This is a genomic window from Phycobacter sedimenti (assembly GCF_038148855.1).
GTDB classification, from domain to species: domain Bacteria; phylum Pseudomonadota; class Alphaproteobacteria; order Rhodobacterales; family Rhodobacteraceae; genus Phycobacter; species Phycobacter sedimenti.
This window is the reverse complement of sequence record NZ_JBBVGR010000008.1, coordinates 1-25197: the sequence shown is the minus strand read 5'-3', so window position 1 is coordinate 25197 and position 25197 is coordinate 1. Positions and strand designations below refer to the sequence as shown.

The window sequence follows — 25197 nt, the reverse complement described above, 5'->3', positions numbered from 1 at the left end:
GAAACCAAAGCGATCTGCTCTTATGTAGGTGACGGGTGGGGCCAAGTCCACCATCCAGCGCAAGTTCAAAGGACCCCAAGATGTATCTTTTTCTGGCCTTTTTGATGGTGCCCCTGATTGAAATCGCCCTTTTCATCCAGGTTGGCGGTTTGATCGGCCTCTGGCCCACCCTGGCAATCGTGGTGTTGACCGCGATCCTCGGCACATCTTTGGTGCGCTCTCAGGGTCGTCTTGCGATGGGGCAGCTTCGGTCCTCGTTCCAGACTCTGTCGGACCCGGCAGAGCCTTTGGCTCATGGCGCGATGATCCTCTTTGCCGGCGCGCTGCTGCTGACACCAGGATTTTTCACGGATGCCATAGGATTTGCGCTGCTCATGCCGCCGGTTCGGCTGGCCGTCTTCCGTTACTTGAGCTCGCGCATCACTGTATCCCAGTTCGAAATGGGTAGCATGCACGGGCAGGGCCATCCACAGGATCCCAGGTACTCTCGGCGCCCGGATCAAATGAGAGGCCAGGGTGATGTGATTGACGGGGATTTCGAAGATGTGACCCCTCGTGGCCCGGCTGATCACCCATCGGGCTGGGTAAAGGGCCCGGAATAACGACATTCTGCCCCACATCTTCCTGTCTGAAAGCCTTGCCCAGCGTGACCGTTGAGATACCCGCGACAAGCTGCTAAGCAAACCGCAAAACCTTATTTCAGGAGTATCTCCATGGCCGAAAATGGAACCACCGAAGGCACAGCAGCAGAAGCCCCGCAGCAGCCCCAGGTCCAGATGAACATTCTGGGTCAGTTCATCCGCGACATGTCGTTCGAAAACGTGATGGCACAAAAAGGCGCCGGCGGCGAAGTGCAGCCCGACGTGAACGTTCAGGTCAACCTCGACGCCAAGAAGCGCGCTGCAGAAAATCAGTATGAAGTGATGACCAAGCTGACCGTCGAGTCCAAGAACAAGGAAGGCGGCGAAGTCCTTTTTGTTCTGGAAATCGAATATGTTGGTGTCTTCAACATCCAGGGTGTCCCGGATGAGCAGCTGCACCCCTTCCTTCTGATCGAATGCCCGCGCATGACCTTCCCGTTCCTGCGCCGTATCGTATCGGATGTGACGCGCGACGGCGGCTTCCCGCCACTGAACCTCGACAACATCGACTTTGTCGCGATCTACCGCAACGAACTGGCCCGCCGTCAGGCAGAATCCCAGCCGCAGCAGTAATCCCCTTTTTACTGCTTGCAGAAATTCCAACGCTGTCGGTCAGTCCGGCAGCGTTTTTCTTTGATTGGTCAAAGTATCAGGACTGCACGGCTGCCCAAAGCGCGCCGTCGCCCATTTTTTCGACAAAGGTATCATGAGCCGCTTTTTCCTCGGCCGTCAGTCGTGGGGGCAGGGGGGATGGACGCGGAGAAGGACGCCAGTCAGGCTCGGCCGATCCCGCCTGCGATCCACCAGATCCTGCCGTGGACAGGCCAAAATCCGGTTGTCGACCCCCGATCAGCTCCAGATAGACTTCGGCCAGGATTTCGGAATCAAGAAGCGCGCCGTGCAGGGTCCGGTTTGAGTTGTCGATACTGAAGCGGCGGCACAGGGCATCAAGCGTGGCAGGTGACCCCGGAAACCGTTTGCGCGCCATGGCCAGGGTGTCGATCGCCTGATCCATGGGCAGCTGCGGCAGGTTCATCCAGCCAAGTTCGGCATTGAGAAACTTCATGTCAAAGCTGGCGTTGTGGATCACCAGACGTGCATCGCCCACGAAATCGAGGAACTTCTGGCCAATCTTGGCAAAAACCGGCTTGTCCCGCAGGGTTACGGCTCCGGGGGCAGGAGGCTGCGGCGGGCTGAGAAGGTCAGGACCGATCCCGTGGACGCCAAAGGCTTCTTCCGGCATGTCGCGTTCGGGGTTGATGTACTCATGAAACGTCTTGCCGGTGGGCATGTGGTTATAGAGTTCCACCGCGCCGATCTCGACAATGCGGTCGCCGGTGAAGGGGTCAAAACCCGTCGTCTCGGTATCCAGAACGATCTCACGCATCTGCCATCTTTCCCCTGATGTCTTTCAGGATCTCTTCCACCTGCGCGCGGGCGTGATCCAGGGTATCGGTCTCGATCACATAATCGGCGCGGGCGCGTTTCTCTTCGATTGGCATCTGTTTCTGCAGGATCTGGGCAAATTGCTCAACCGTCATGGTGCCGCGATCCAGAACCCGCTGTTTCTGTGTCTCAGCATCCACCCAGACGCAGGCGACCGCATCCATGGCCGCATCGCCACCGGTTTCAAAAAGCAAGGGAATGTCAAACACAAGGATGTCACTGTCTGCGCCGCGTCGAAATTTCGCGCGGTCCTCGGCCACCAAAGGGTGCACGATCTTTTCAATCACGGACAAGGCAGAGGGGTCGCGTGAGATAATCTCTTTCAGCGCGCCGCGATCCACCATGCCTGCGGTGATCGCCTGCGGAAACGCCTCGGCCATCGGCATGACGGCCGCACCGCCGACACCATACAGTCGATGCACCGCCGCATCCGCGTCCCAGACCGCGCAGCCAAGCTCGGCAAAGATCTTGGCCGTGGTGCTTTTGCCCATGCCGATCGAGCCGGTCAGACCCAGAGAAAACGTCATGCCAGCGCCGCCGCGCGGGTTGCCTCATCCACCTTGGGCCGTTGGCCAAACCAGCGCTCGAACCCCGGAACCGCCTGGTGAAGCAACATGCCGAGGCCATCGACCACCGTGCAACCGGCCTCTTTGCCCGACTTGATCAAATCAGTTTCAAGCGGGGTGTAGACCAGATCGGTGACCACGCAAGACGGCTGCAGCCCATCCATCGGCACCCGCAGGGGGCGCTTGCCTTCCATGCCGAGCGAGGTGGCGTTGACAACCAGAGAGGCCTCCTCGACCGCGTTGCCGGCCTGGATCCAATCGATGACACGGATCCGCTTGCCAAATTCCTTGCGCAACTGATCGGCGCGCTCGCGGGTGCGATTGGATAGCATGATCTCGGGCACGCCGGCCTCTACCAATGACGCGATCACGGCCCGGCATGCGCCGCCCGCTCCAAGAACCAAAGCCGGTCCCGCTTTCGGTTTCCAGTCGGGCGCGCCCTGATGAAGGTTGGTAATGAAACCGTAACCATCTGTATTATCAGCCAAAATAGACCCATCTTCGCGAAAGATAAGCGTATTGGCTGCCCCCATGAGGGTCGCCCGATCCGTAACCTTGTCGGCGATCTGCATCACGGATTCTTTGTGGGGCAGGGTGACGTTCGCACCGACAAATCCCGCCTTTGGCAGGCTGCGGATCACCGTTTCCAGATCCTGGGGCTCTACATGCATAGGCACATAATACCCCGCGATCCCGTATGTCCGGAGCCAGTGGTTCTGGATCTGCGGAGACCGCGAATGGGCCACCGGGCATCCGATGACCCCGGCCAGAGGTATCTTGGCAAGACTCATTGATCGATAACTCCCTGCAGTCCCAGGTAGTTTATAAGTTCAGTCAGCGGTAATCCCAAAACGTTAAAATAGCTTCCCTCGATGCTCGCAAAGAGCCGTACGCCTTCCTCTTCGAGCTTGTAGGCGCCAACCGCATGGCGGATGCTGTCCCAGTTGCGGGTCACATAGTCCTGTAGGTATTCATCTGATGCTTTGCGCATAAGAAGGCGCACCTGTCCCACGTGCCGCCACAGGGGTTCCCCATCGCGATAGATCACCGCTGCAGACAAAAGCATGTGCCGATGTCCGCGCATTTCGCTGAGCTGAGACAGCGCTTCTTCGGGTGTCTTGGGCTTGGACAGCAGCCGCCCCTGAAAATCCAACACCTGATCGCAACCGATGACCATGGATCCGGGGTGTTTCGCGCTGATCTTGCGCGCCTTTGCCTCGGCCAGTGCATCGGCAATGTCGCGCGGCGGGGCCTCTTCGACCAGAAGGGCAGCTTTTATGCTCTGCTCGTCCAGCCGCGGTATGTCCTGGGCAAACTCAATACCCGCTTGACGCAGAAGATGAGCCCTGATTTCGGACCCGGAGGCCAGCACTATGTGGGCAGTCATGTGGAAAACCCCGTGGGAAATCGGTTCACAGTATCGGAATGTTTTGTATGGTTTTCAGCCCGTTTGGCAAGCCCACAGCCAAAGCGGCGATTTCATCCCGGATGTGCAGGGATTCGCCCCGCGTGGATTGGGATAACTTTCGGATCGTGGATATCTCTCGGTTTCATGAATAATCCCAGGGTTATCCCCATGTTTACCTTGGTTAACCAAACCTTAAGAAGCCATGAAAACAAGGTCTTTAATGATTTATTCACCTTTAACCCAATGTGACACATGGAGGTTTGTCCACGCTGGGGATATGCGGGGGAAGGACTCGATAATCCACTGAAATCCCTATGCCCTACAAAAACATCATCCTTTAAATCTTTCTTTATTATTTTAGGGTGCCCCACGAGAACGAAGGAAAGAGAGCGACCATGAGCCTGACTGACTGGATGTATGTCCTCTATCCATACGCAAAGTCCCTCCACATCATGGCAGTCCTCAGCTGGATGGCAGGTCTTTTCTATCTCCCACGACTGTTCGTGTATCACGTGGAGCAGGCTGAGAAGGTTCAGGACGCCATCCCGATCTTTCTCACCATGGAACGCAAACTGATGAAAGTGATCATGAGTCCCGCCATGCATACGGCCTGGGTGGCTGGGCTGTTCATTGCCTTCACACCGGGTTTCGTTGACTGGTCGTCGATCTGGCCCTGGACCAAGGGAGCCAGCGTAATCGGCATGACCTGGTTTCACATCTGGCTGAAGCGGCGCATCAATGACTTTGAAGAAGACCGCAACACGCTGACAGGTCGCCAGTACCGTATGATGAACGAAGTCCCGACCTTGTTCATGGTGATCATCGTCATCTCGGTCATCTTCAAGTTCTGACGATTGCACCTCGGCATATGAGTGTGCTCTCAGAGGCCCCAAAAAGCGCCATACAGCCGGGGTTTGACTCATTGGCGACATATCCCTATGAATGGCGCTTAACGGGCCCGTCCGGGCACTCGTGTCTTCCGAATTGTAAATGACACCTCTCCCCGATCATTGGGGCTGCAAAGGCTGTATGTGTATGACCGCTCAATCCCTCAATCTGTCCGATCTCAAAGCGAAAAGCCCAAAAAACCTGTTGTCCATGGCCGAAGAGCTGGAGATCGAGAACGCCTCGACCATGCGCAAGGGCGAGATGATGTTCCAGATCCTGCGGGAACGCGCGGATGAGGGCTGGGACATCGGTGGTGATGGCGTTCTGGAAGTGTTGCAGGATGGGTTTGGTTTCCTGCGCTCTCCCGAGGCGAACTATCTGCCGGGTCCGGACGATATTTATGTCTCCCCTGAAATGATCCGCCAGTATTCGCTGCGCACCGGGGATACGGTGGAAGGCCAGATCAAGGCTCCGCTGGAAAACGAGCGCTATTTTGCCCTGACCAATGTGACGAAGATCAATTTCGAGGACCCCGAAAAGGCCCGTCACAAGATCGCGTTCGACAACCTCACACCGCTTTATCCGGATGAGCGCCTGAAGATGGAAATCGAGGATCCCACCATCAAGGACAAGTCCGCCCGTGTGATCGACCTGGTCGCGCCGATCGGCAAGGGTCAGCGCTCGCTCATCGTTGCGCCGCCGCGGACCGGTAAAACCGTAATCCTGCAGAACATCGCGCATTCCATCGAGAAAAATCACCCGGAGTGCTACCTGATCGTTCTGCTGATCGATGAACGGCCCGAGGAAGTCACCGACATGCAGCGGTCCGTTAAGGGCGAGGTTGTCTCCTCCACCTTTGATGAACCGGCAACACGCCACGTGGCGGTTTCTGAAATGGTGATCGAAAAAGCCAAGCGTCTGGTCGAACATAAGCGAGATGTTGTGATTCTTCTTGATTCGATCACAAGACTTGGTCGTGCCTTCAACACTGTAGTCCCATCTTCGGGCAAAGTTCTGACGGGTGGTGTGGATGCAAACGCTTTGCAGCGACCAAAGCGCTTCTTTGGTGCGGCCCGGAATATTGAAGAGGGCGGCTCCTTGACCATCATTGCAACCGCGCTGATCGACACCGGGAGCCGTATGGACGAAGTCATCTTTGAAGAATTCAAAGGTACGGGTAACTCCGAACTGGTTCTGGACCGCAAAATTGCCGATAAACGTGTCTTCCCGGCGATTGATATTCTCAAATCGGGTACCCGTAAGGAGGACCTTCTGGTCGACAAGGCTGACCTCGCTAAGACCTTCGTTTTGCGTCGAATTCTCAACCCGATGGGCACCACCGAGGCTATTGAGTTCCTCTTGTCCAAACTCAAGCAGACAAAGACAAACTCTGAGTTCTTCGACTCGATGAACACCTAGGCCTTATATTTCAAAGAAAGGAAGGCCTTCCATGGATACGATCTTTGCGTTGGCCTCTGCTCAAGGAAAAGCCGGGGTCGCGGTAATCCGGGTCTCTGGACCTGAAGCGCTCAGTTCCGTTGTGCAGATATGCGGAATGTCTGTGTCCGCTCCGGGGCGCGGGGTACGTCGGCTGATGGACGCCTCTGGGGATCTCCTTGATGAGGCCCTGGTTCTGACCTTCCCTGCGCCGCACAGCTTTACGGGTGAAGACGTTGTCGAATTCCAGACGCACGGAAGCACAGCTGTTGTTTCAGCCGTTCTTGACCGTCTAGGTCAGATCGATGGGTTGCGTCTTGCAGCTCCGGGAGAGTTCACCCGCCGTGCCCTTGAAAACGGAAATCTGGACCTGGCTCAGGTCGAAGGTCTGGCGGACCTGATCGAAGCGGAAACGGAAGCGCAGAGAAAGCAAGCGCAGCTGGTTCTGTCTGGCGCATTGGGAGATCTGGCAGACGGTTGGCGGACGAATCTGATTCGAGCTGCATCGCTCATTGAAGTCACGATTGATTTCGCAGATGAAGAGGTTCCGGTTGACGTGACGCCCGAGGTGTCATCGCTTCTTTCCAGGGTTCAAACAGATCTGAGGGCTGAGGTCGCCGGGGTCGGTATAGCGGAAAGAATCCGATCGGGCTTCGAAGTGGCTATTGTTGGTGCGCCTAATGTTGGTAAGTCCACGCTTCTGAACGCCTTGGCGGGCCGGGAGGCTGCGATCACATCCGAGTATGCGGGAACGACGCGTGATATCATCGAAGTGAGGATGGATCTTGCGGGTTTACCTATTACATTGCTTGATACGGCTGGGTTGCGGGATACCGAAGATCACGTCGAAGGTATCGGCATAGCACGCGCCCGTGAACGTGCCGAACGTGCTGACTTGCGGGTATTTCTTGCTGATCCTGGCGAATCCTTGGATATTGAGATGCAACCCGGCGATATTCGATTGGTACCAAAAGCCGATCAGAAAGTGGACGCTGTAACAGGGATTTCGGGGAAGACAGGGCAGGGGATCGACGCATTGGTTGATCATATCGGGTCTGTGTTGAAAGAGCGATCAACTCGGGCAGGTGTGTCGACTCGAAAAAGGCATAAAGATGCGTTGTTGGCAGCCTTGGAAAGCCTGAATAGCGCGGAAGCCGTTTTGAAATTGGGACCAGATCACTATGAATTAGCCGCCGAAGACCTGCGATCGGCGATTCGTTCCTTGGAGTTTTTGGTTGGCCGGGTTGGGGTGGAAAACCTGCTGGATGAGATCTTCTCCAGCTTTTGTCTTGGTAAGTGAGGAGTGTTTCACGTGAAACATTCGGACTATGATGTAATTGTTGTTGGCGGCGGTCACGCCGGAACGGAAGCAGCTCACGCATCCGCCAGACTGGGTGCAAAAACTGCCCTGGTTACGCTCAAGCGATCCGGCATTGGCGTCATGTCGTGCAATCCGGCAATCGGTGGATTGGGAAAGGGACATCTCGTTCGCGAGATCGATGCTCTGGACGGAGTCATGGGAAAAGTCGCTGACCTTGCCGGTATTCAGTTCCGCCTCCTAAACCGTCGAAAAGGACCAGCCGTCCAGGGGCCGCGGGCACAATCCGATCGGAGCATCTATCGGCGGGAAATGCTCAAACTGACGGAAGAACAAGAAAACCTCGAAATCCTAGAAGCTGAGGTAGTTGACTTCCTGATGAAAGAAAACACGGTCGCTGGCGTTGCTCTGGCAGATGGCAGCGAAGTGACAGCTCGTTCTGTTGTGCTGACCTCCGGTACGTTTCTACGGGGCGTTATCCATATTGGCGATGTGTCAAAACCAGGGGGCAGAATGGGTGATAAGCCATCCGTCCAGCTCGCGGATCGTCTGGATAGCTTTGAACTTCCTCTCGGCCGTTTGAAGACAGGTACCCCTCCACGATTGGATGGGACCACTATTCGGTGGAATGTGCTCGAGATGCAGCCCGGAGATGATGAACCCACGTTCTTTTCCTTTGGATCCAGGTCTGTTTCCGCTCCCCAGGTGTCTTGCGGCATCACTCATACCAACGAAAACACACACGAAATCATTCGGAAGAACCTCGAGCGCTCCGCCATGTATGGCGGTCACATCGAAGGAATAGGACCGCGTTACTGTCCATCGATTGAAGATAAAATAGTGCGGTTCGCCGACAAGTCCTCTCACCAGATATTTCTGGAACCGGAGGGCGTGAACGATAACACCGTCTACCCAAATGGAATATCGACCAGCCTGCCCGTTGATGTGCAGGAGGACTACGTCCGCTCCATATTTGGCTTGGAAGGCGCAAAGATCCTCCAGCCTGGCTACGCGATTGAGTATGATTACGTTGATCCTCGTGCGTTAACGCTTTCCCTGGAACTCAAAGACATTCCGGGGCTCTTTCTTGCCGGGCAAATCAACGGCACAACTGGCTACGAAGAAGCTGCGGCGCAGGGGATGGTCGCTGGCATTAACGCTGCAAGGCGCAGCTTTGAAAAGGATCCGGTAATCTTCGGCCGGTCAGGGAGCTACATCGGCGTGATGATCGATGATCTGACCACGAACGGGGTGACTGAGCCTTATCGAATGTTCACATCCAGGGCAGAGTTCAGACTTTCTCTGCGAGCTGATAATGCAGACCAAAGGCTTACTCCCTTGGGAATGGAAATTGGATGCGTGGGAAATGAACGGCGTCTGATGTTTCAAGAGAAGGTTGAGAAGCTCCAATCGGCACGTTCTTACCTGAATGCCAAGAGTTACACGCCGAAAATGGTTTCTGAAGCCGGTATCAGGATCAACCAAGACGGAAACAAGCGGACGGGTATGGATGTTCTTGCATTTCCGGACGTTACTTTCGAGGACTTGGTTCATCTAATTCCGGACCTCGTCGGCGTTGAACCAGATATTCGACGGCAGGTTGAGCGCGACGCGCTCTACGCGAATTACATTGAGCGGCAAAACCGCGAGATTGAAACCTTGCGCCGAGATGAGCAGCATCTGATTCCGGAAGGTTTCGTGTACGCAGGCATCGAAGGTTTGTCAAAAGAACTCCAGCAGAAGCTGACACGCGCACGACCGGAAAACCTGGCCCAGGCGGCAAGGGTTGATGGTATGACACCTGCTGCGCTTGCCTTGGTGTTGGCCAGAATTCGCAAAGAAGGGGTGGCCCGGAGTAGAACGGCATGAATGCGGATCTGCTGCTTGAGGAACTGAATGTTTCACGTGAAACAATAGACCGGCTCAAGATGTTTGAGTCAGTCCTCAAAAAGTGGAACGCAAAGATAAACCTGATTTCGCGTCATAGCGTTCCAGATATCTGGAGGCGTCATATCGTTGATTCTATACAGGTTTATAGATCTGTTGATGCCGCTGGCCACTGGACCGATATCGGAAGTGGGGGCGGCCTTCCGGGCATCGTTGTGGCTATCATGGCGTCAGAAGAATCTCCCGAAACTCGCGTTACGCTTATCGAATCAGATCAGAGGAAATGTGCATTTCTGCGCAATGCTGCACGAGAATGCGGTGCGCGGGTTGAGGTAATATCCAAGCGCATAGAGTTAGTTGAACCCCAATGTGCTGACGTTCTTTCGGCAAGAGCTTTGGCAGATTTGTCTAAATTGCTGGAGTATTGCGAGAGACATCTCGATCCAAACGGTGTCGCAGTGTTCCCCAAGGGCGCAAATTGGAAAAAAGAGGTGGATAACGCATTCAAGACATGGCGATTCGATTTCGAACCGATTACAAGTTTAACTGAACCCGACGCGGTCTTACTGAAAATCAAGGGAGTTGCTCGTGTCTGACTTATCCCGCCCGGATGGGCCCCGTATAATCGCGGTTGCTAATCAAAAGGGTGGAGTGGGAAAGACAACGACGGCAATCAACCTTGCGGCTGCTCTTGTAGAGACGGGAATGCGCGTTCTTGTCGTTGATCTGGACCCGCAGGGCAACGCCTCGACTGGCCTGGGGATTGAACCGGAAGATCGTGACTTCACAACCTACGACCTTCTGGTAGACGATGCGCCCCTGTCCGAGGTCATTCGCGCTACAGAAATCGAAGATCTTTGCGTTATTCCAGCGACCGTTGATCTCAGCTCGGCAGATATCGAGTTGTTTGCGAACGAGAAGCGTAGCTTCCTTCTCCACGATGCGCTGCGACAGACGGCCATGGATGACTATGATTGGGACTACATCCTGATCGATTGTCCGCCATCCCTGAACCTGTTGACCGTGAATGCAATGGTTGCGGCGCATTCGGTCTTGATTCCATTGCAGAGTGAATTTTTTGCCCTCGAAGGCGTCTCGCAGCTTATGCTTACGATTCGTCAGGTCCGCCAGGCGGCCAATCCTGATTTGCGGATCGAAGGGGTTGTTTTGACGATGTATGATCGTCGGAACAATCTCTCACAGCAGGTTGAGCAGGACGCGCGTGATAACCTTGGGGAATTGGTATTCCGTACCGTGATCCCGAGAAACGTGAGGGTCAGTGAGGCGCCGTCTTACGCCTTGCCCGTCCTGAACTATGATACGAACTCGCTTGGTGCCCGGGCTTACCGGGCCTTGGCAGAGGAAGTAATCGCGAACCATCAAAAACTAGCAGCGTAAACCGGGGAGGGCACTATGACAGAAAAAAAGAACAAGCCGCGCGGTCTGGGTCGGGGATTGTCCGCACTGATGGCGGACGTAAACCCGGAACCGGTCAGCACCCGAACAGAGTCACCTCGGAATGCCGAAGTCCTGGTTCCAATCGAAAAGGTCACGGCAAACCCCAATCAGCCCCGACGGCAGTTCCTGCAGGAAGACCTCGATGATCTGACGGCCTCGATCAAGGAAAAGGGCGTGCTTCAACCGCTGATCGTGCGTCCGCGCGACGGTGGCATGTATGAGATCGTGGCAGGCGAACGACGCTGGCGTGCGGCCCAGGCGGCGCAGCTGCACGAGGTACCGGTCCTGATCCGGGACTATGATGACCTTGAAATGCTCGAGGTTGCAATCATCGAGAACATTCAGCGCTCTGACCTGAATGCGATGGAAGAGGCGCAAAGCTACAAGCAGTTGATGGAGAAATTCGGTCACACTCAGGAGCGCATGGCCGAAGCGCTGGGAAAAAGCCGAAGCCATATCGCGAACCTTGTCCGGCTTTTGCATCTTCCTCAGGATGTGCAGCAGCTTGTCCAGGATCGCAAGCTGTCAGCAGGCCATGCGCGGGCACTGATCACGTCTGACAATGCCTCTGAGCTTGCGAAGAAGATCGTAAAGGGCGGCTTATCCGTTCGTGCGACCGAGAACCTTGTAAAAAAGGACGCTGCTGGTGTCTCGCCGGTGGCGGGCTCCAAGAAGCCACGCAAGGAAATGGAGAAGGACGCGGATACACGCGCGCTTGAGGGCGACTTGTCTGCCATGTTGCGGATGAAGGTTTCCATCGACCACATGCCGGGCGGCGAATCCGGGTCTGTCACGATCAGCTACGAAACGCTCGATCAGCTTGATGAGCTGTGCAACTTGCTTAGCCGCTAGGCCGCGTCCAGATGAAAATCAGAACGCAGGACAGGACGATAGCCTGAATGCCCAATACGTGTGACGGGGCGCCAAGGACGAGCGACAACAGGAATACGGCGGCAATCGATCCGGTTGCCGCCTTTTTTGCGGTTGGCCGGATCGCTCCATTCTCCTGCCAATCCAGGATCATTGGGCCAAAGGTCTGATGGGTGATGATCCAGTTGTGCAGCCGTTCGGAAGAATTTGCAAAGAAGAACGTTGCCAGCAGCAGAAAGGGAACGGTGGGAAGCAGGGGCAGAACCACGCCGATCAGGCCAAGGGTCACACACAACAATCCCAGGCCGGCGTAGATATAGCGCATCCGTTCAGTCCACCAATAATTCCCGCAGGATTGCATTCAGCACGGCACGCCCCTGATCCGTTGCGCGCAGCCTATGATCAGAAATAGTGACCATTCCCATGTCGGCAAGGTTGTTCAGTCGGTCTTTGTCCAGGGGCCTGCCGGACAGCTGCGTATAACGGGTCATGTCCAACCCTTCGGTGAGGCGTAGTCCCATCATCAGAAACTCTACGGCGGCATCGTCCCGCTCCAGGGGATCACGCAGGGATTCTCCGCTCCCCTTGGCGACTGCATCCAGCCAGGCACCGGGTGCACGATGGGTTTCGGTGGCATAGCGGGTACCGTTCAACGTGACGCGTCCATGGGCGCCGGGTCCAATGCCGACATAATCACCATAGCGCCAGTAGATCTGGTTGTGGCGGCTTTCCGCACCGGGGCGGGCGTGGTTGGATACCTCGTAGGCAGGCATGCCGTAATCGGCGCAGATGTCTTGTGTCAGCTGATACATATCCGCGGCGCTGTCGTCGTTGGGCAGATCGCGCAGCTTTCCACGGGCGTAGCGGTCACCAAAGGCGGTGCCATCCTCGATGGTCAGCTGGTAAAGCGACAGGTGGTCGATCGCCATCGACAGGGCTTGTTGCAACTCTGCCTCCCAGGCTTGCGGGGTTTGTCCCTGACGGGCGTAGATCAAATCGAAGCTGACGCGGTCGAAACAGGCACGGGCAATGTCGAATGCCGCGCGTGCCTCGGACAGCGAATGAATACGGCCAAGGCGGCGCAGGTCGTCGTCATTCAGCGCCTGGATCCCCATCGAGATACGATTGACCCCGGCGTCGCGGTACCCAGCGAACCGGCCCGCCTCCACCGAACCGGGGTTGGCCTCCAGCGAGATTTCGATGTCATTGGCAAAGGGCCAGATATCACGTGCCGCATCAATCACGGCGGCGACGGTATCTGGATGCATGAGCGAGGGCGTTCCGCCGCCAAAGAAGATTGTGTTCAGAACCCGGCCGCGCAGTGCTTCAGGCGTGCGGGATAGTTCCTGAATATAGGCCTCAACCCATTGTTTTTGGTCGATATTTGCGGTGACGTGGCTGTTGAAATCGCAATAGGGGCATTTGGCCTGGCAAAAGGGCCAATGTACGTAAAGGCCAAAGCCCCCGTTGCGCCAGTCATCCGCAAAATCGGTCATTCACCGAAACAGCCTTTGATGAACTTGGCCACCGCATCGGCGCGGTGGCTGATCTTGTTCTTTTCCCAGCGGTCCATCTCGGCAAAGGTCACCTCATGGCCGTCGGGGACGAACATCGGATCATAGCCAAAGCCTTCGGCGCCGCGGATTGGCCAGACCAGGTGACCGGGGGCGACGCCTTCAAAGACCTCGTCATGTCCATCGGGCCATGCAAGGACCAGGGTGCATCGAAATTGCGCGGTGCGGGGATGGGGCGCGTTCCTGGCTTCCAGTTCCTCGTGGGCGCGAGTCATCGCCATCATGAAATCGCGGCCATTGCCGGTCTCGGCCCAGTCGGCGGTATAGACGCCAGGCGCGCCATCCAGCGCGTCGATGGTGATGCCGGAATCGTCCGAAAGGGCAGGGAGGCCGGTTGCCTTGGCGGCTGTATGGGCCTTGATCCGGGCATTGCCGACGAATGTGTCTTCGGTTTCTTCCGGTTCGGGGAGGTTCATCTCGGCCGCTCCCACGACCGAGACACCAAAGGGCTCAAGAAGATGGGCCATCTCCTCGAGCTTGCCCTTGTTATGGGTGGCGACCAGCAGCCGGTCGCCTTCGAACTTGCGGGTCATGCGCAGGCTGCCTTTTGCATTTCGGCCAACTCCGCGGTGCCATGCGCGGCCAGATCCATCAGGTTGTTCATCTGATCGCGCGAGAACATCGACCCTTCAGCTGACATCTGCACTTCGATCAGCTTGCCAGATCCGGTCATGATGAAGTTGCCATCAACGCCGGCTTCAGAATCTTCGGGGTAGTCCAGATCCAGCACAGGCTGGCCGGCATAGATACCGCAAGACACGGCGGCAACGGGGTCGATCAGCGGATCGACCGAGACATCGCCCGCCTTCATCAGCTTGTTCACTGCCAGTCGCAGAGCGACCCAGCCGCCGGTGATCGACGCGCAGCGGGTCCCGCCATCGGCTTGCAGCACGTCGCAGTCGATGCTGATCTGACGTTCGCCGAGGGCAACCCGGTCAACACCGGCGCGCAGGGCGCGGCCGATAAGGCGCTGGATTTCGACGGTGCGTCCGCCCTGCTTGCCGGCGGCAGCCTCACGGCGCATGCGGGTGTTCGTTGCGCGAGGCAGCATGCCGTATTCCGCAGTCACCCAGCCAAGGCCCGATCCCTTGATGAACGGGGGTACGCGGTCCTCAATGGTGGCTGTACACAGAACGTGGGTGTCGCCAACCTTGATCAGGCAGGACCCTTCGGCATGTTTGGTAAATCCGGTTTCGATGGAAATGGGGCGCATCTCGTTCAATTGTCGTCCAGAGGGTCGCATGGAATATCCTTTTGTTGCTGGCCTTCGGATAGCCCTGCGGGTGCGCAGGATGCAAGCATGATTGACCTTTGCGCGCAGGGCTCTTTAATGGCAATCCGGAAACTGGTTCCAATCTATATAGCGTTCAACCGCTGAAATGCTCATGACCGATGCAAACGACATCCTGAAAGACATGAACGACCGCTCGCGGGATGTATTCCGGGCGGTGGTGGAATCTTATCTGGAGAGCGGCGATCCCGTTGGTAGTCGCACCCTGACCCGCTCGCTGAGCGAGAAGGTCAGCGCCGCCACCGTGCGCAATGTGATGCAGGATCTGGAGTTTCTGGGTCTTCTCGACAGCCCGCATATCAGCGCGGGCCGGGTGCCGACGCAGCTGGGTCTGCGGATGTTCGTGGACAGCCTGCTGGAAGTCGAAGATCTGAAAGCCCAGGACCGCGAAAAGATCGACGCGACGCTGGGGCGCAACTCCGGCGATGTCAGCGGTATGCTAGACCGTGTCGGCGCGGCGCTATCGGGGGTGACGCAGGGCGCATCGCTTGTGCTGACACCGAAACATGAGGCGGAGATCCGCCATATCGAGTTCGTCTCGCTGGGGCATGACCGGGCCATGGTGGTGCTGGTTTTTTCCGACGGTCACGTGGAAAACCGCCTGTTCACGCCGCCACCGGGGCAGACTCCCAGTTCCATGCGTGAGGCGGCGAACTTCCTCAATGCCCTGGTTGAGGGGCGCACGCTGAGCGATGTGCGCCGTGACATGCAGGAAGAGATCTCGGCCCGCAGGCAGGAGATCGACAATCTTGCCCATGATCTGATCGAAAGTGGCCTTGCGGCCTGGGAAGACAATGGCAGCGATCAGGCGCGCCTGATCGTGCGGGGTCGTGCGAATCTTCTTTCCGACGAGGGTGCGACCAAAGAGCTGGATCTGATCCGCAGCCTGTTCGACGATCTGGAGCGCAAGCAGGATATTGCCGAATTCCTCGAACTCACCGAGGAAGGCGAAGGCGTGCGCATTTTTATTGGCTCGGAAAACAAACTTTTCTCACTTTCGGGTTCCTCTTTGGTGGTGTCTCCTTATATGAACGCGGATCGAAAGGTGATTGGTGCGGTGGGGGTGATTGGCCCGACCCGCCTGAACTACGGACGGATTGTGCCCATCGTGGACTATACGGCGCAACTGGTCGGCAAATTGCTGTCAGACCGGAGTTAGAGGTGAAAAATGGCAGAGCCCAAGAACGACGATTTTCTGGACGATATCGCAGATGCCGAAGCGGAAGAGCTGGCGGCACAAACCGAAGAGTTTGACGACGCGGCGCTGGAACTGGATGCCCTGCGCGCCGAGCGGGACGAGTTCAAGGACCGTTTCATGCGTGCACTGGCCGATGCCGAAAACGCCCGCAAGCGGGGCGACAAGGCGCGCCGCGAGGCCGAACAATACGGTGGCTCGAAACTGGCGCGTGATATGCTGCCGGTCTTTGACAATATGAAACGCGCCGTGGAATCCGCCTCGGATGAGCAAAAGGAAGTCTCTGCTGCCCTGATCGAAGGGGTGGAGCTGACCATGCGCGCGCTTCTGGGCGTCTTTGAAAAGCACGGCATCCGCATCGTCTCGCCGCAGGTGGGTGACAAGTTCGACCCGCAAATGCACGAAGCCATGTTCGAAGCACCGGTGCCCGGCACCAAGGCCGGCGATATCATTCAGGTATCTGCCGAAGGCTTCATGCTGCACGACCGCCTGCTGCGCCCGGCGCAGGTTGGGGTGTCCTCCACGCCCGCGTAACGCGTATCTCTCGGATAGTATCGAAAAAGGCGGCCCTGCAGGGCCGCCTTTTCTTTTACTTGGCCGCGTCTTTCAGACGATAGAGCGCCTCCAGCGCTTCACGGGGTGTCAGATCGTCCGGGTGGATCTCGCTGAGCAGCGCGTCAATTGGCGAAGGGCCTGCAGCGGATTTTGGTTGCGGGGGTGGGGCGGCAGCAAACAGGGGCAGATCGTCGATCTGGATCTTTGCACCACCACCTTCACGGCTGCCTTTTTCGAGCATGTCGAGAACATCCCGTGCCCGTGCCACCACTGAAGACGGCAGGCCGGCAAGCTGCGCCACCTGAACACCGTAGGATCGGTCGGCAGCGCCTTTCTTGACCTCGTGCAGGAATATCACTTCGCCGTCCCATTCCTTCACGGTGACGGTGGCGTTGTCGACGCCCTCCAGTTTGTTAGCCAGCTGGGTCAACTCGTGGTAGTGTGTCGCAAACAGCGCGCGGGAGCGGTTCACTTCGTGCAGGTGCTCCAGCGTGGCCCAGGCAATAGAAAGACCATCATAGGTCGCCGTGCCGCGCCCGATCTCATCAAGGATCACCAGCGCGCGGTCATCGGCCTGATTGAGGATTGCGGCGGTTTCCACCATTTCCACCATGAAGGTCGACCGCCCCCGCGCCAGATCGTCCGAAGCGCCGACGCGGCTGAACAACTGGCTGACAAGGCCAATATGGGCGGCTTCTGCGGGAACGTAACTCCCCATCTGCGCAAGCAGCGCGATCAACGCGTTCTGCCGCAGAAAGGTCGATTTACCGGCCATGTTGGGACCGGTCAGCAGCCAGATCGCCGCGCCATCGCTCGCTGAGAGATCGCAGTCATTGGCCACAAAGCTGTCGCCGCCCTGCTGTCGCAGCGCCTGTTCCACGACTGGGTGTCGTCCGCCCTCCACGTGAAACGCCCGCGAGTTGTCTACTTTGGGCCGCGTCCAGTTTTCACCTCTCGCCAGATCAGCCAAGGCGGTGACAAGATCCAGTTCCGCCAGCCCCTTGGCAGCGGTGTTCAGCCGTGCCGCCGTGTCGAGAATGGCGCGAGAAAGCCTTTCATAGAGCCGCTTTTCGATCTCAAGCGCCCGGTTTCCGGCGTTGAGGATCCGGGTCTCGATCTCGCTCAGCTCCACCGTGGTGAATCGCACCTGATTTGCGGTGGTTTGACGATGGATATAGGTTTCCGACAAAGGCGCCGAGAGCATTTTTTCCGCGTGGGTTGCAGTGGTTTCGATGAAATAGCCCAACACGTTGTTGTGCTTGATCTTCAGCGAGGCGATGCCGGTGTGTTCGGAATACTTCTGCTGCATCCCGGCGATAACCGAGCGCCCTTCGTCCCGGAGGGTGCGCGCCTCGTCCAGATCAGCATCATAACCTGCCGCGATAAACCCGCCGTCCCGGGCCATCAGCGGCGGATCGGCGACCAGTGCCGCATCCAGAAGCGACAACAGATCGTCGAACCCCAGAAGATCGTGCACGGCACCCGCGATCAGATCGGGCAGGTTCTGTCCCTCGCACATCTGAGCGATGGTCTCTGCCTGCATCAACCCGTTGCGGATAGCGGCCAGGTCGCGGGGGCCGCCGCGCTCCAGGGCGAGGCGCGACAGGGCCCGGTCCAGATCCGGCGTCTTGCGCAGGGCCGCGCGGATATCCTGCGAAAGCTGCGTTGCTTCGACCGCAAAATCCAGTGCTGCCAGCCGCGCGCTGATCACATCGAGATTGCGTGACGGGCTTGCCATGCGCTGTTCAAGCAGTCGTGCGCCGCCTGGGGTGACGGTCCGGTCCACAACCGACAACAGCGATCCAGCACGTCCGCCGGACAGGGAGCGCGTCAGTTCAAGACTGGCGCGAGTCGAGGCATCAATCTGCACCACACGGTCCTGTGCTTCCTGAACCGGGGGCTGCAACAGGGGCAGTTTGCCTTTCTGCGTGATTTCCAGATAGTCGATCAGCGCACCCATGGCCGAAACCTCGGCGCGGGAAAAGGTGCCAAACCCATCCAGCGCACCGACGTTGAACAGGGCGCAGATGCGTTTCTCCGCTGCCGTGCTGTCAAAGCTGGCCTTGCCCAGCGGAGTTAGCGGGATCTTGTATTCATCGGCCAGCGGGCGGGTGGTGTCATAGGTAGCCCCGTCCGCGACGATCAGTTCCGATGGCGCCAGCCGCGCCAGCTCTGGCGACAGGCGCACACGGGCGATGGGCATCACGTGAAACGCCCCGGTCGAGATATCCGCCCAGGCCAGCGCGGCCTCGTCCCGCAGTTCCGAGTAGGAGACCAGGAAGTTGTGGCGGCGCGCCTCAAGAAGGGAGTCTTCGGTCAGCGTGCCGGGCGTCACCAGCCGCACCACATCGCGCTTTACCACCGATTTGGAGCCACGTTTCTTGGCCTCGGCAGGGCTTTCCAGCTGTTCGCCCACGGCCACCCGGAAGCCTTTGCGGATCAGGGTCAGCAGATACCCTTCGGCGGCATGAACGGGAACGCCGCACATGGGGATGTCTTCACCGTCGTGCTTGCCGCGTTTGGTCAGGGCGATGTCCAGCGCCTCGGCGGCATTGACCGCGTCCTCAAAGAACATCTCGTAGAAATCGCCCATCCGATAAAAAAGCAACGCATCGGGATGCGCTGCTTTTATCTCAAGATATTGCGCCATCATGGGCGTAACGGTCATGCAAGGTCCCCCGGAAGTGTTCGCCCGACATTTACAATGCGGGAGGTCCAAGGAAAACCCGGTTACGCCTGACCGGCTATAGGTCTTTGGGCAACACGCTTAAAACAGCACTCCAAGGGACTGCGGACTGTAGTTCGCAATGGACAGGGACAAGGTGCCCAGCTGCTGCTGTACATTGAGGGCCGCAAGCCGGGCAGCGGCTTCCTCCATATTGGTATCCACCATCGAACTGATGCCCATACGTGTTGCATCGGCCAGTTTGCCAACAGTCTCGTTCTGCACGGCGATCCGACTTGCCGAAGAGCCAAGTGCTGCAGCACCATTCACGGCAAACTGCAGAAAGCCCTCAAGCTCTCCCACGGCGGCCATTGCACTGGCCTGATCCGTGATCGCGCTGCGGCCGTTGATGTCAAAGGCGGGGTCGCCCTCGAAATTGACACTTTGCACTTCGATCATCGACAGGGAAACCCCGCCCGAGCCGTCCCGATCCAGCGACGCGGCCACCGAAAGGCTGGTGGCGCCACTGTCGTTAACGTTTGTTTTCAGCAGGTTGGCCCCGTTGAACTGGCTGGAGGAGATGATCGAATTGATCTCATCGGTCTTCTGCTGCATCTGCGCTTCGATCTTGGAATAATCGACCAATCCGCTGGCGGCGGTGATCGCAAGTTCCTTCATTTCCATGACGGTTTCCGCGATCCTTTCAGCGCCCACCGATGCAACCGCGACCGTCGCCTCGCCCAGTGAGAGCGCTTTGGAGGTTGCCTTGAACGCAGCAGCGTCGGTTTCCATGATCTGGGAAATCGCCCAGAGTGCTGCATTGTCCTTTGCGCTGTTGATGTCTCGGCCGGTCGAAACCGCGTCCTGGACCTCCGCCCGGCTCTGGACGGTTCCGCCCAGCATCTGCAGCGCCGTCATAGCGCCGCTGTTTGTGTTGATACTCGTCATTCACTTGCATCCCAAGTTAACCCCAGCGTCCCGTTCAAGGACGGCGGGTGTGGCTCTTCGAAAAGATGGTATGCCGTTCTGACATAGGCTTCACAGGGCGTTGAAAGCCGCCCGAGCGCCACCCGACGATCAGGAGGCCGTTAGGATATATTAACAGAAACGAGCTTTGGTGCGGCTGGAATGTGGCGAAAATCTGACTGAATCCATCAAGTTTTATTTGAAATAATATTGCTTTTTGCGGGTCAAATTCTTTCCAGATCGGATTGAGGGGCGCGCAGGCCTAGGCTAAGACTGTGCCCGATTAGGAGAGGACACCTACAGCCCATGCCCAAAGCGAAGATCACCGACGAAGAGGCGCTCGCCTTTCACCTGGAGCCCACCCCCGGCAAATGGGAGATCAATGCAACCGTCCCGATGACCACGCAGCGGGATCTGTCGCTGGCTTATTCTCCGGGCGTTGCAGTTCCCTGCGAGGCGATCGCCGAGAACCCGGAAACCGCCTATGATTACACCAACAAGGGCAACCTGGTGGCGGTGATCTCGAACGGGACGGCGGTTCTGGGTCTTGGCAACCTCGGCGCGCTGGGATCGAAACCGGTGATGGAAGGGAAATCGGTCCTGTTCAAACGCTTTGCCGATGTGAACTCCATCGATATTGAACTCGACACCGAAGACCCGGACGAATTCATCAAGGCGGTGCGCCTGATGGGTCCGACCTTTGGTGGTATCAACCTTGAGGATATCAAGGCGCCCGAGTGTTTCATCATCGAACAGCGTCTCAAGGAAGAGATGGATATCCCGGTCTTCCACGACGACCAGCACGGCACCGCCGTGATCTGCGCGGCGGGTCTGATCAACGCGCTGCATATCTCGGGAAAGAAGATCGAAGACGTGAAGATCGTCCTGAACGGGGCCGGGGCGGCGGGCATCGCCTGTATCGAGCTCCTGAAGGCGATGGGCGCACGGCACGAGAACTGCATCGTCTGCGACACAAAGGGCGTGATCTACCAGGGCCGTACCGAGGGTATGAACCAGTGGAAATCGGCCCATGCGGTCAAGACCGAGCTGCGCAGCCTTGAGGAAGCCATGGTGGGGGCCGATGTCTTCCTTGGCGTGTCGGTCAAGGGCGCGGTGACCCAGGAAATGGTCAAATCCATGGCCGATAACCCGGTCATCTTTGCCATGGCAAATCCGGATCCCGAGATCACCCCGGAAGAGGCTCACGAGGTGCGCGTCGATGCGATCGTCGCTACGGGCCGCTCGGACTATCCCAACCAGGTGAACAACGTTCTTGGCTTCCCTTACCTGTTCCGTGGCGCGCTTGATATCCATGCGCGCGCCATCAACGACGAGATGAAGATCGCCTGCGCCCATGCGCTGGCAGCGCTGGCGCGCGAGGATGTTCCGGACGAGGTGGCGCTGGCCTATGGCAAATCGCTGGCTTTTGGTCGCGATTACATCATCCCGACACCTTTCGATCCGCGCCTGATCCACCGCATCCCGCCCGCCGTGGCCAAGGCGGGCATGGACACCGGCGCCGCCCGCCGCCCGATCATCGACATGGAGGCCTATGAGGTCAGCCTGAAAAGCCGGATGGACCCCACCGCCTCGATCCTGCGCGGCCTCAATGCGCGCGCCCGTTCGGCCCAGTCGCGGATGATCTTTGCCGAGGGCGACGATCCGCGCGTGCTGCGCGCCGCGGTCACCTACCAGCGATCAGGCTTTGGCAAGGCGCTGGTTGTGGGTCGCCCCGACGATGTGAAGGCCAAGCTGGAAACCGCCGGCCTAGGCGATGCGGTGCGCGAATTGGAGGTGGTCAATGCCGCCAACACCCAGCATTTCGAGATCTACAAGGAATTCCTGTTCAACCGTCTGCAGCGCAAGGGGTTTGACCGAAAGGACATCCACCGCCTTGTGGCGCGCGACCGGCACGTGTTCTCGGCGCTGATGCTGGCCCATGGGCACGGCGATGGTCTGGTGACCGGGGCGACCCGCAAATCCGCGCACGTGATGGATCAGATCAACCATGTCTTTGACGCTGATGCGAAACACGGTGCTGCCGGCGTCACCGCGCTGCTCCATAAAGGGCGCATCGTGCTGATCGGCGATACACTGGTGCACGAATGGCCTGATGAGAATGACCTTGCGACCATCGCCGAACGCGCCGCCGGTGTTGCCCGCCACATGGGCCTTGATCCGCGGGTGGCATTTGTCAGCTTCTCGACCTTCGGCTACCCGGTGTCCGAACGCGCCGAAAAGATGCACATCGCCCCCGGTGTTCTCGACAAACGTGGCGTCGATTTCGAATACGAGGGCGAAATGACCGTGGACGTGGCGCTCAATGCCAAGGCGCAGGAGAACTACCCGTTCCAGCGCCTCTCTGGCCCCGCGAACATCCTGATTGTGCCCGCGCGGCACTCGGCCTCGATCTCGGTCAAGCTGATGCAGGAGATGGGCGGCGCCACGGTGATCGGCCCGATCCTGTCGGGCGTGGACAAGCCGATCCAGATCTGCTCCACCACCTCCACCGCCAATGACGTGCTGAACATGGCGGTTCTGGCGGCCTGCAACATCGGCTAAAGGGGCATCTCATGACGATCTGGAACCTGGGCTCGATCAACGCCGATATGGTCTATACCCTGCCGCATCTTCCGCAGGCAGGAGAGACACTCGCGGCCACGGATTTTGCCCAGTTCCTTGGCGGCAAGGGGGCGAACATGTCCGTTGCCGCCGCCCGCGCCGGGGCGCATGTCTGCCATATCGGTGCCGTGGGGCCCGAAGGGGCATGGGCGCGCGACCGGCTGATGGAATACGGCGTCGATACCCGCCATATCGCCCAGATCGACACCCCCACCGGCCATGCCATCGTTGCGGTGGATCAGAAGGGCGAAAACCAGATCATCCTGTTTCCCGGCGCCAACCGTGCGATCAGTGGCGATCAGATTGGACAGGCGCTGTCGGCTGCCTCGGCCGGGGATATTCTGGTGATACAGAACGAGACCAACCTTCAGGCTGAGGCGGCAAAGATGGGTCGCGAGCTGGGACTTCGCGTTGCCTATGCTGCAGCCCCCTTCGATGCCGCGGCTGTGCAGGATGTTTTACCCTGCATCGACCTTCTGTTCATGAACGAGGTCGAGGCGTGTCAGCTGCAGGATGCAACCGGCCTTGCCCCAGAGGCTTTGGGTGTTTCGGATGTAATCGTCACGCTGGGTGCAAAAGGCGCACGCCATATTCACGGTTCAAGCGGCGAAGTACAAGAGATCCCCGCCCTGCAGGTGACGCCGGTTGATACCACCGGCGCAGGGGACACGTTCACAGGCTATGTTCTGGCAGGTCTCGACCGCGCCATGCCGATGGCGCAGGCCATTGCGCAGGCCACGCGCGCAGCGGCCCTGATGGTTACCCGCCACGGCACAGCCGATGTCATCCCCGACCTGAAAGAGGTACAAGACGCCCGCTTCTGAGCGTCTTTGATCCACCGAAGCAGGCCTGAAGCCCTACGCCGTTGAACGGTTTCCCACTCTTTTGAGCCGGGATCCATTACGATTCTGCATGAAAAATAGACGTTTTGGTAAGGCATTCTGCAGTATGCAAAGGACTCTGGTTTTAGGAGTCCTGGTATGTCCCTTCGTATGCGTATTGTTGTTTCGCTGTTGATCAGTTCATTGATCGCGATCGCCATTGTGACCGTTCCCCTTTTCATGGGGCTTGGAACAGTGTCCGACGAAGGAACCAAGCGAGAGCTGCGCCAGTTCGAGGCGCGCGTTAACGCCGAGATCGAAGGCCGCCAGCGTCTGGCCCTCACGACCGCGCAGATCGTCGCATCAATGCCGGACGTCCAGCGTGCCGTTGCAGAACAGGATCAGGAAACCCTCAACCGTCTCTTTGCACAGAACTTCAAGGAGCTGTCCGCTCAAGCCGGGATCGCCCAGTTCCAGTTTCACACGCCCGGTGCGGTGTCTGTGTTCCGTGTGCACAAGCCTGAAAAGTTCGGAGATGACCTGTCCGGGTTCCGCCACTCCGTTGTCGCCGCGAACCAAACCCAGGCGCCAGTCGCGGGACTGGAGCGTGGACGGGCCGGTATCGGCATTCGCGGCATAAGTCCCATCAGCCATGATGGCCGTCACGTGGGCTCTGTAGAGATCGGGTTGAAATTCGACAGCGCATTGATCGAGAGCCTGACCGAAGGCAGCGATAGCCGCATTGAAGTCTATCTGCTGCCGGATAGCGATGTCAGTTCCTTTTCCGCAAGCGGCGGAGAAATCCAGCGCCTTACGGGCAATTATGATGGGCCTGCGTTGCTGACCAATGAAACACTTGCAGCCTTTGTCGGCGGTACCGTCGTTGAACGGGAGAATTTCGAAATCAACGCTGATGCATACGCTGGCCGCCCCTTTGAAATACGTGACTTTTCCGGCAACCTGGTTGCCGTTGGCAATGCGGTTGTTCCCTTGAAAACCGTGCATGGAATCACGAACACCATCCGCACGACCGGAATCGGCGCGGCCCTTGTGGCCATGCTGCTGGCTGGTGCCATGGCGCTTTTGTTGGGCAAATGGCTGTGTGGTCTGCTCAATCGCATCAGCCGCCGCATGATTTCTCTCTCCGAAGGCGATCTGTCGATTGAAACCGCCGGATTGCCGACGAAGGGAGAGATCGGCGACATGGTACGCAGTCTCGTGGTTTTCCGCGATGCCCTTGCGCGCCAGAAAGAACTTGAAGCGGCCCAGAAAGCCAGCGCCAAGCATCAGGCAGAGGTTGTATCTTCTCTTGGCCGAAATCTTGCCACTCTCGCCGGTGGCGATCTTACCGTGCGCATCGACAGTACCTTCCCGGAGGATTACGAACAGTTGCGGATCGACTTCAACAAGACGGTCGAAAACCTCAACGGCACCGTCGCTCAGGTCGTCGAATCGGCGCAGAGCATCCGCAACGGCGCGGCCGAGATCAGCCAGTCTTCGGACGACCTGTCACACCGCACCGAAAGCCAGGCGGCCACGCTCGAGGAAACCGCCGCCGCTCTCGATGAACTCACCGCAAGCGTGAAATC

24 protein-coding genes are annotated in these 25197 nt (G+C 58.1%); 14 read left to right on the top strand and 10 right to left on the bottom strand.

The annotated features are described in order from the left end of the window. Nucleotides 1–80: 80 nt before the first annotated feature. Together AADA15_RS14705 and secB are read left to right on the top strand one after the other, a co-directional pair. The gene (locus AADA15_RS14705; RefSeq protein WP_341642313.1) at nucleotides 81–602 is read left to right on the top strand and encodes an FxsA family protein; all 522 of its coding nucleotides are present in this window, start codon (nucleotides 81–83) and stop codon (nucleotides 600–602) included. Between the two features lie 111 nt (nucleotides 603–713). Then, complete coding sequence (secB, locus tag AADA15_RS14700; protein ID WP_341642312.1) at nucleotides 714–1214, top strand: protein-export chaperone SecB; 501 nt, start codon at nucleotides 714–716, stop codon at nucleotides 1212–1214. Nucleotides 1215–1290: 76 nt separating this feature from the next. Here the strand turns inward: secB and dnaQ are convergent, their stop codons facing one another. Genes dnaQ through AADA15_RS14680 form a run of 4 tightly spaced genes read right to left on the bottom strand, consistent with a single transcriptional unit; the run spans nucleotide 1291 to nucleotide 4040 of the window. Then, a complete protein-coding gene (dnaQ, locus tag AADA15_RS14695) occupies nucleotides 1291–2028 on the bottom strand; it encodes a DNA polymerase III subunit epsilon (RefSeq protein WP_341642311.1) in 738 nt (245 codons plus the stop codon). Further along, nucleotides 2021–2614 carry a dephospho-CoA kinase gene (coaE, locus tag AADA15_RS14690; RefSeq protein WP_341642310.1) on the bottom strand — a complete coding sequence of 198 codons (594 nt, stop codon included), beginning with the start codon at nucleotides 2612–2614 and terminating at the stop codon, nucleotides 2021–2023. Before coaE ends, dnaQ begins: the two co-directional genes overlap by 8 nt. Beyond that, nucleotides 2611–3444 carry a shikimate dehydrogenase gene (locus tag AADA15_RS14685; RefSeq protein WP_341642309.1) on the bottom strand — a complete coding sequence of 278 codons (834 nt, stop codon included), beginning with the start codon at nucleotides 3442–3444 and terminating at the stop codon, nucleotides 2611–2613. The genes coaE and AADA15_RS14685 overlap by 4 nt, the downstream gene beginning before the upstream one ends. Then, nucleotides 3441–4040 (bottom strand): Maf family protein, encoded by a 600-nt coding sequence (locus tag AADA15_RS14680; protein WP_341642308.1) that lies wholly within the window; start codon nucleotides 4038–4040, stop codon nucleotides 3441–3443. The genes AADA15_RS14685 and AADA15_RS14680 overlap by 4 nt, the downstream gene beginning before the upstream one ends. 416 nt (nucleotides 4041–4456) lie before the next feature. On the opposite strand from AADA15_RS14680, the gene AADA15_RS14675 reads away from it, so the two are divergent. From AADA15_RS14675 to AADA15_RS14645, 7 genes are all read left to right on the top strand, one after another. After that, complete coding sequence (locus AADA15_RS14675; protein ID WP_341642307.1) at nucleotides 4457–4912, top strand: CopD family protein; 456 nt, start codon at nucleotides 4457–4459, stop codon at nucleotides 4910–4912. A gap of 184 nt (nucleotides 4913–5096) precedes the next feature. After that, nucleotides 5097–6368 carry a transcription termination factor Rho gene (gene rho, locus AADA15_RS14670; protein ID WP_341642306.1) on the top strand — a complete coding sequence of 424 codons (1272 nt, stop codon included), beginning with the start codon at nucleotides 5097–5099 and terminating at the stop codon, nucleotides 6366–6368. Nucleotides 6369–6399: 31 nt separating this feature from the next. Then, nucleotides 6400–7686, top strand: coding sequence for a tRNA uridine-5-carboxymethylaminomethyl(34) synthesis GTPase MnmE (gene mnmE / locus AADA15_RS14665; RefSeq protein WP_341642305.1), 1287 nt, complete (start codon nucleotides 6400–6402; stop codon nucleotides 7684–7686). A gap of 12 nt (nucleotides 7687–7698) precedes the next feature. Then, entirely contained in the window at nucleotides 7699–9573 is a 1875-nt protein-coding gene (mnmG, locus tag AADA15_RS14660; RefSeq protein WP_341642304.1) for a tRNA uridine-5-carboxymethylaminomethyl(34) synthesis enzyme MnmG, read from the top strand. Then, nucleotides 9570–10187 carry a 16S rRNA (guanine(527)-N(7))-methyltransferase RsmG gene (gene rsmG / locus AADA15_RS14655; protein ID WP_341642303.1) on the top strand — a complete coding sequence of 206 codons (618 nt, stop codon included), beginning with the start codon at nucleotides 9570–9572 and terminating at the stop codon, nucleotides 10185–10187. The genes mnmG and rsmG overlap by 4 nt, the downstream gene beginning before the upstream one ends. Next, a complete protein-coding gene (locus tag AADA15_RS14650; protein ID WP_341642302.1) occupies nucleotides 10180–10989 on the top strand; it encodes a ParA family protein in 810 nt (269 codons plus the stop codon). Before rsmG ends, AADA15_RS14650 begins: the two co-directional genes overlap by 8 nt. A 15-nt stretch (nucleotides 10990–11004) precedes the next feature. Then, entirely contained in the window at nucleotides 11005–11901 is an 897-nt protein-coding gene (locus AADA15_RS14645; protein WP_341642301.1) for a ParB/RepB/Spo0J family partition protein, read from the top strand. Here AADA15_RS14645 and AADA15_RS14640 read toward each other — a convergent pair. From AADA15_RS14640 to rph, 4 genes are read right to left on the bottom strand one after another with little or no spacing between them, the layout of a single operon-like run. Then, nucleotides 11891–12244 carry a YbaN family protein gene (locus tag AADA15_RS14640; RefSeq protein WP_341642300.1) on the bottom strand — a complete coding sequence of 118 codons (354 nt, stop codon included), beginning with the start codon at nucleotides 12242–12244 and terminating at the stop codon, nucleotides 11891–11893. The genes AADA15_RS14645 and AADA15_RS14640 overlap by 11 nt on opposite strands. Nucleotides 12245–12248: 4 nt before the next feature. After that, a complete protein-coding gene (hemW, locus tag AADA15_RS14635; RefSeq protein ID WP_341642299.1) occupies nucleotides 12249–13415 on the bottom strand; it encodes a radical SAM family heme chaperone HemW in 1167 nt (388 codons plus the stop codon). Next, nucleotides 13412–14026, bottom strand: coding sequence for an RdgB/HAM1 family non-canonical purine NTP pyrophosphatase (gene rdgB, locus AADA15_RS14630; protein ID WP_341642298.1), 615 nt, complete (start codon nucleotides 14024–14026; stop codon nucleotides 13412–13414). The genes hemW and rdgB overlap by 4 nt, the downstream gene beginning before the upstream one ends. Continuing rightward, complete coding sequence (gene rph, locus AADA15_RS14625) at nucleotides 14023–14736, bottom strand: ribonuclease PH (RefSeq protein ID WP_341642297.1); 714 nt, start codon at nucleotides 14734–14736, stop codon at nucleotides 14023–14025. The genes rdgB and rph overlap by 4 nt, the downstream gene beginning before the upstream one ends. A 142-nt stretch (nucleotides 14737–14878) precedes the next feature. Here rph and hrcA point away from each other — a divergent pair, with 142 nt between their 5' ends. Then, on the top strand, nucleotides 14879–15943 hold the full coding sequence (hrcA, locus tag AADA15_RS14620; RefSeq protein WP_341642296.1) for a heat-inducible transcriptional repressor HrcA: 1065 nt from the start codon (nucleotides 14879–14881) through the stop codon (nucleotides 15941–15943). Nucleotides 15944–15952: 9 nt separating this feature from the next. Then, entirely contained in the window at nucleotides 15953–16513 is a 561-nt protein-coding gene (locus AADA15_RS14615) for a nucleotide exchange factor GrpE (RefSeq protein ID WP_341642295.1), read from the top strand. Nucleotides 16514–16568: 55 nt separating this feature from the next. Here the strand turns inward: AADA15_RS14615 and mutS are convergent, their stop codons facing one another. Further along, entirely contained in the window at nucleotides 16569–19202 is a 2634-nt protein-coding gene (gene mutS, locus AADA15_RS14610) for a DNA mismatch repair protein MutS (RefSeq protein WP_341642294.1), read from the bottom strand. Nucleotides 19203–19301: 99 nt separating this feature from the next. Then, the gene (locus AADA15_RS14605) at nucleotides 19302–20147 is read right to left on the bottom strand and encodes a flagellin N-terminal helical domain-containing protein (protein WP_341642293.1); all 846 of its coding nucleotides are present in this window, start codon (nucleotides 20145–20147) and stop codon (nucleotides 19302–19304) included. Between the two features lie 324 nt (nucleotides 20148–20471). On the opposite strand from AADA15_RS14605, the gene AADA15_RS14600 reads away from it, so the two are divergent. From AADA15_RS14600 to AADA15_RS14590, 3 genes are all read left to right on the top strand, one after another. Beyond that, nucleotides 20472–22727: an NADP-dependent malic enzyme gene (locus AADA15_RS14600; RefSeq protein ID WP_341642292.1), complete on the top strand. Its 2256-nt coding sequence runs from the start codon at nucleotides 20472–20474 to the stop codon at nucleotides 22725–22727. A gap of 11 nt (nucleotides 22728–22738) precedes the next feature. Next, nucleotides 22739–23611 (top strand): ribokinase, encoded by an 873-nt coding sequence (locus AADA15_RS14595; RefSeq protein WP_341642291.1) that lies wholly within the window; start codon nucleotides 22739–22741, stop codon nucleotides 23609–23611. Between the two features lie 156 nt (nucleotides 23612–23767). Further along, on the top strand, nucleotides 23768–25197 hold a 1430-nt coding region (locus AADA15_RS14590), incomplete at its 3' end, for a cache domain-containing protein (protein WP_341642290.1).

Bases quoted from the DNA above. Each gene is read 5' to 3' on its own strand.
- AADA15_RS14705 (WP_341642313.1), top strand. From the start codon at position 81: ATGTATCTTTTTCTGGCCTTTTTGATGGTGCCCCTGATTGAAATCGCC.
- secB (WP_341642312.1), top strand. From the start codon at position 714: ATGGCCGAAAATGGAACCACCGAAGGCACAGCAGCAGAAGCCCCGCAG.
- dnaQ (WP_341642311.1), bottom strand. From the start codon at position 2,028: ATGCGTGAGATCGTTCTGGATACCGAGACGACGGGTTTTGACCCCTTC.
- coaE (WP_341642310.1), bottom strand. From the start codon at position 2,614: ATGACGTTTTCTCTGGGTCTGACCGGCTCGATCGGCATGGGCAAAAGC.
- AADA15_RS14685 (WP_341642309.1), bottom strand. From the start codon at position 3,444: ATGAGTCTTGCCAAGATACCTCTGGCCGGGGTCATCGGATGCCCGGTG.
- AADA15_RS14680 (WP_341642308.1), bottom strand. From the start codon at position 4,040: ATGACTGCCCACATAGTGCTGGCCTCCGGGTCCGAAATCAGGGCTCAT.
- AADA15_RS14675 (WP_341642307.1), top strand. From the start codon at position 4,457: ATGAGCCTGACTGACTGGATGTATGTCCTCTATCCATACGCAAAGTCC.
- rho (WP_341642306.1), top strand. From the start codon at position 5,097: ATGACCGCTCAATCCCTCAATCTGTCCGATCTCAAAGCGAAAAGCCCA.
- mnmE (WP_341642305.1), top strand. From the start codon at position 6,400: ATGGATACGATCTTTGCGTTGGCCTCTGCTCAAGGAAAAGCCGGGGTC.
- rsmG (WP_341642303.1), top strand. From the start codon at position 9,570: ATGAATGCGGATCTGCTGCTTGAGGAACTGAATGTTTCACGTGAAACA.
- AADA15_RS14645 (WP_341642301.1), top strand. From the start codon at position 11,005: ATGACAGAAAAAAAGAACAAGCCGCGCGGTCTGGGTCGGGGATTGTCC.
- AADA15_RS14640 (WP_341642300.1), bottom strand. From the start codon at position 12,244: ATGCGCTATATCTACGCCGGCCTGGGATTGTTGTGTGTGACCCTTGGC.
- hemW (WP_341642299.1), bottom strand. From the start codon at position 13,415: ATGACCGATTTTGCGGATGACTGGCGCAACGGGGGCTTTGGCCTTTAC.
- rdgB (WP_341642298.1), bottom strand. From the start codon at position 14,026: ATGACCCGCAAGTTCGAAGGCGACCGGCTGCTGGTCGCCACCCATAAC.
- rph (WP_341642297.1), bottom strand. From the start codon at position 14,736: ATGCGACCCTCTGGACGACAATTGAACGAGATGCGCCCCATTTCCATC.
- hrcA (WP_341642296.1), top strand. From the start codon at position 14,879: ATGACCGATGCAAACGACATCCTGAAAGACATGAACGACCGCTCGCGG.
- AADA15_RS14615 (WP_341642295.1), top strand. From the start codon at position 15,953: ATGGCAGAGCCCAAGAACGACGATTTTCTGGACGATATCGCAGATGCC.
- mutS (WP_341642294.1), bottom strand. From the start codon at position 19,202: ATGACCGTTACGCCCATGATGGCGCAATATCTTGAGATAAAAGCAGCG.
- AADA15_RS14605 (WP_341642293.1), bottom strand. From the start codon at position 20,147: ATGACGAGTATCAACACAAACAGCGGCGCTATGACGGCGCTGCAGATG.
- AADA15_RS14600 (WP_341642292.1), top strand. From the start codon at position 20,472: ATGCCCAAAGCGAAGATCACCGACGAAGAGGCGCTCGCCTTTCACCTG.
- AADA15_RS14595 (WP_341642291.1), top strand. From the start codon at position 22,739: ATGACGATCTGGAACCTGGGCTCGATCAACGCCGATATGGTCTATACC.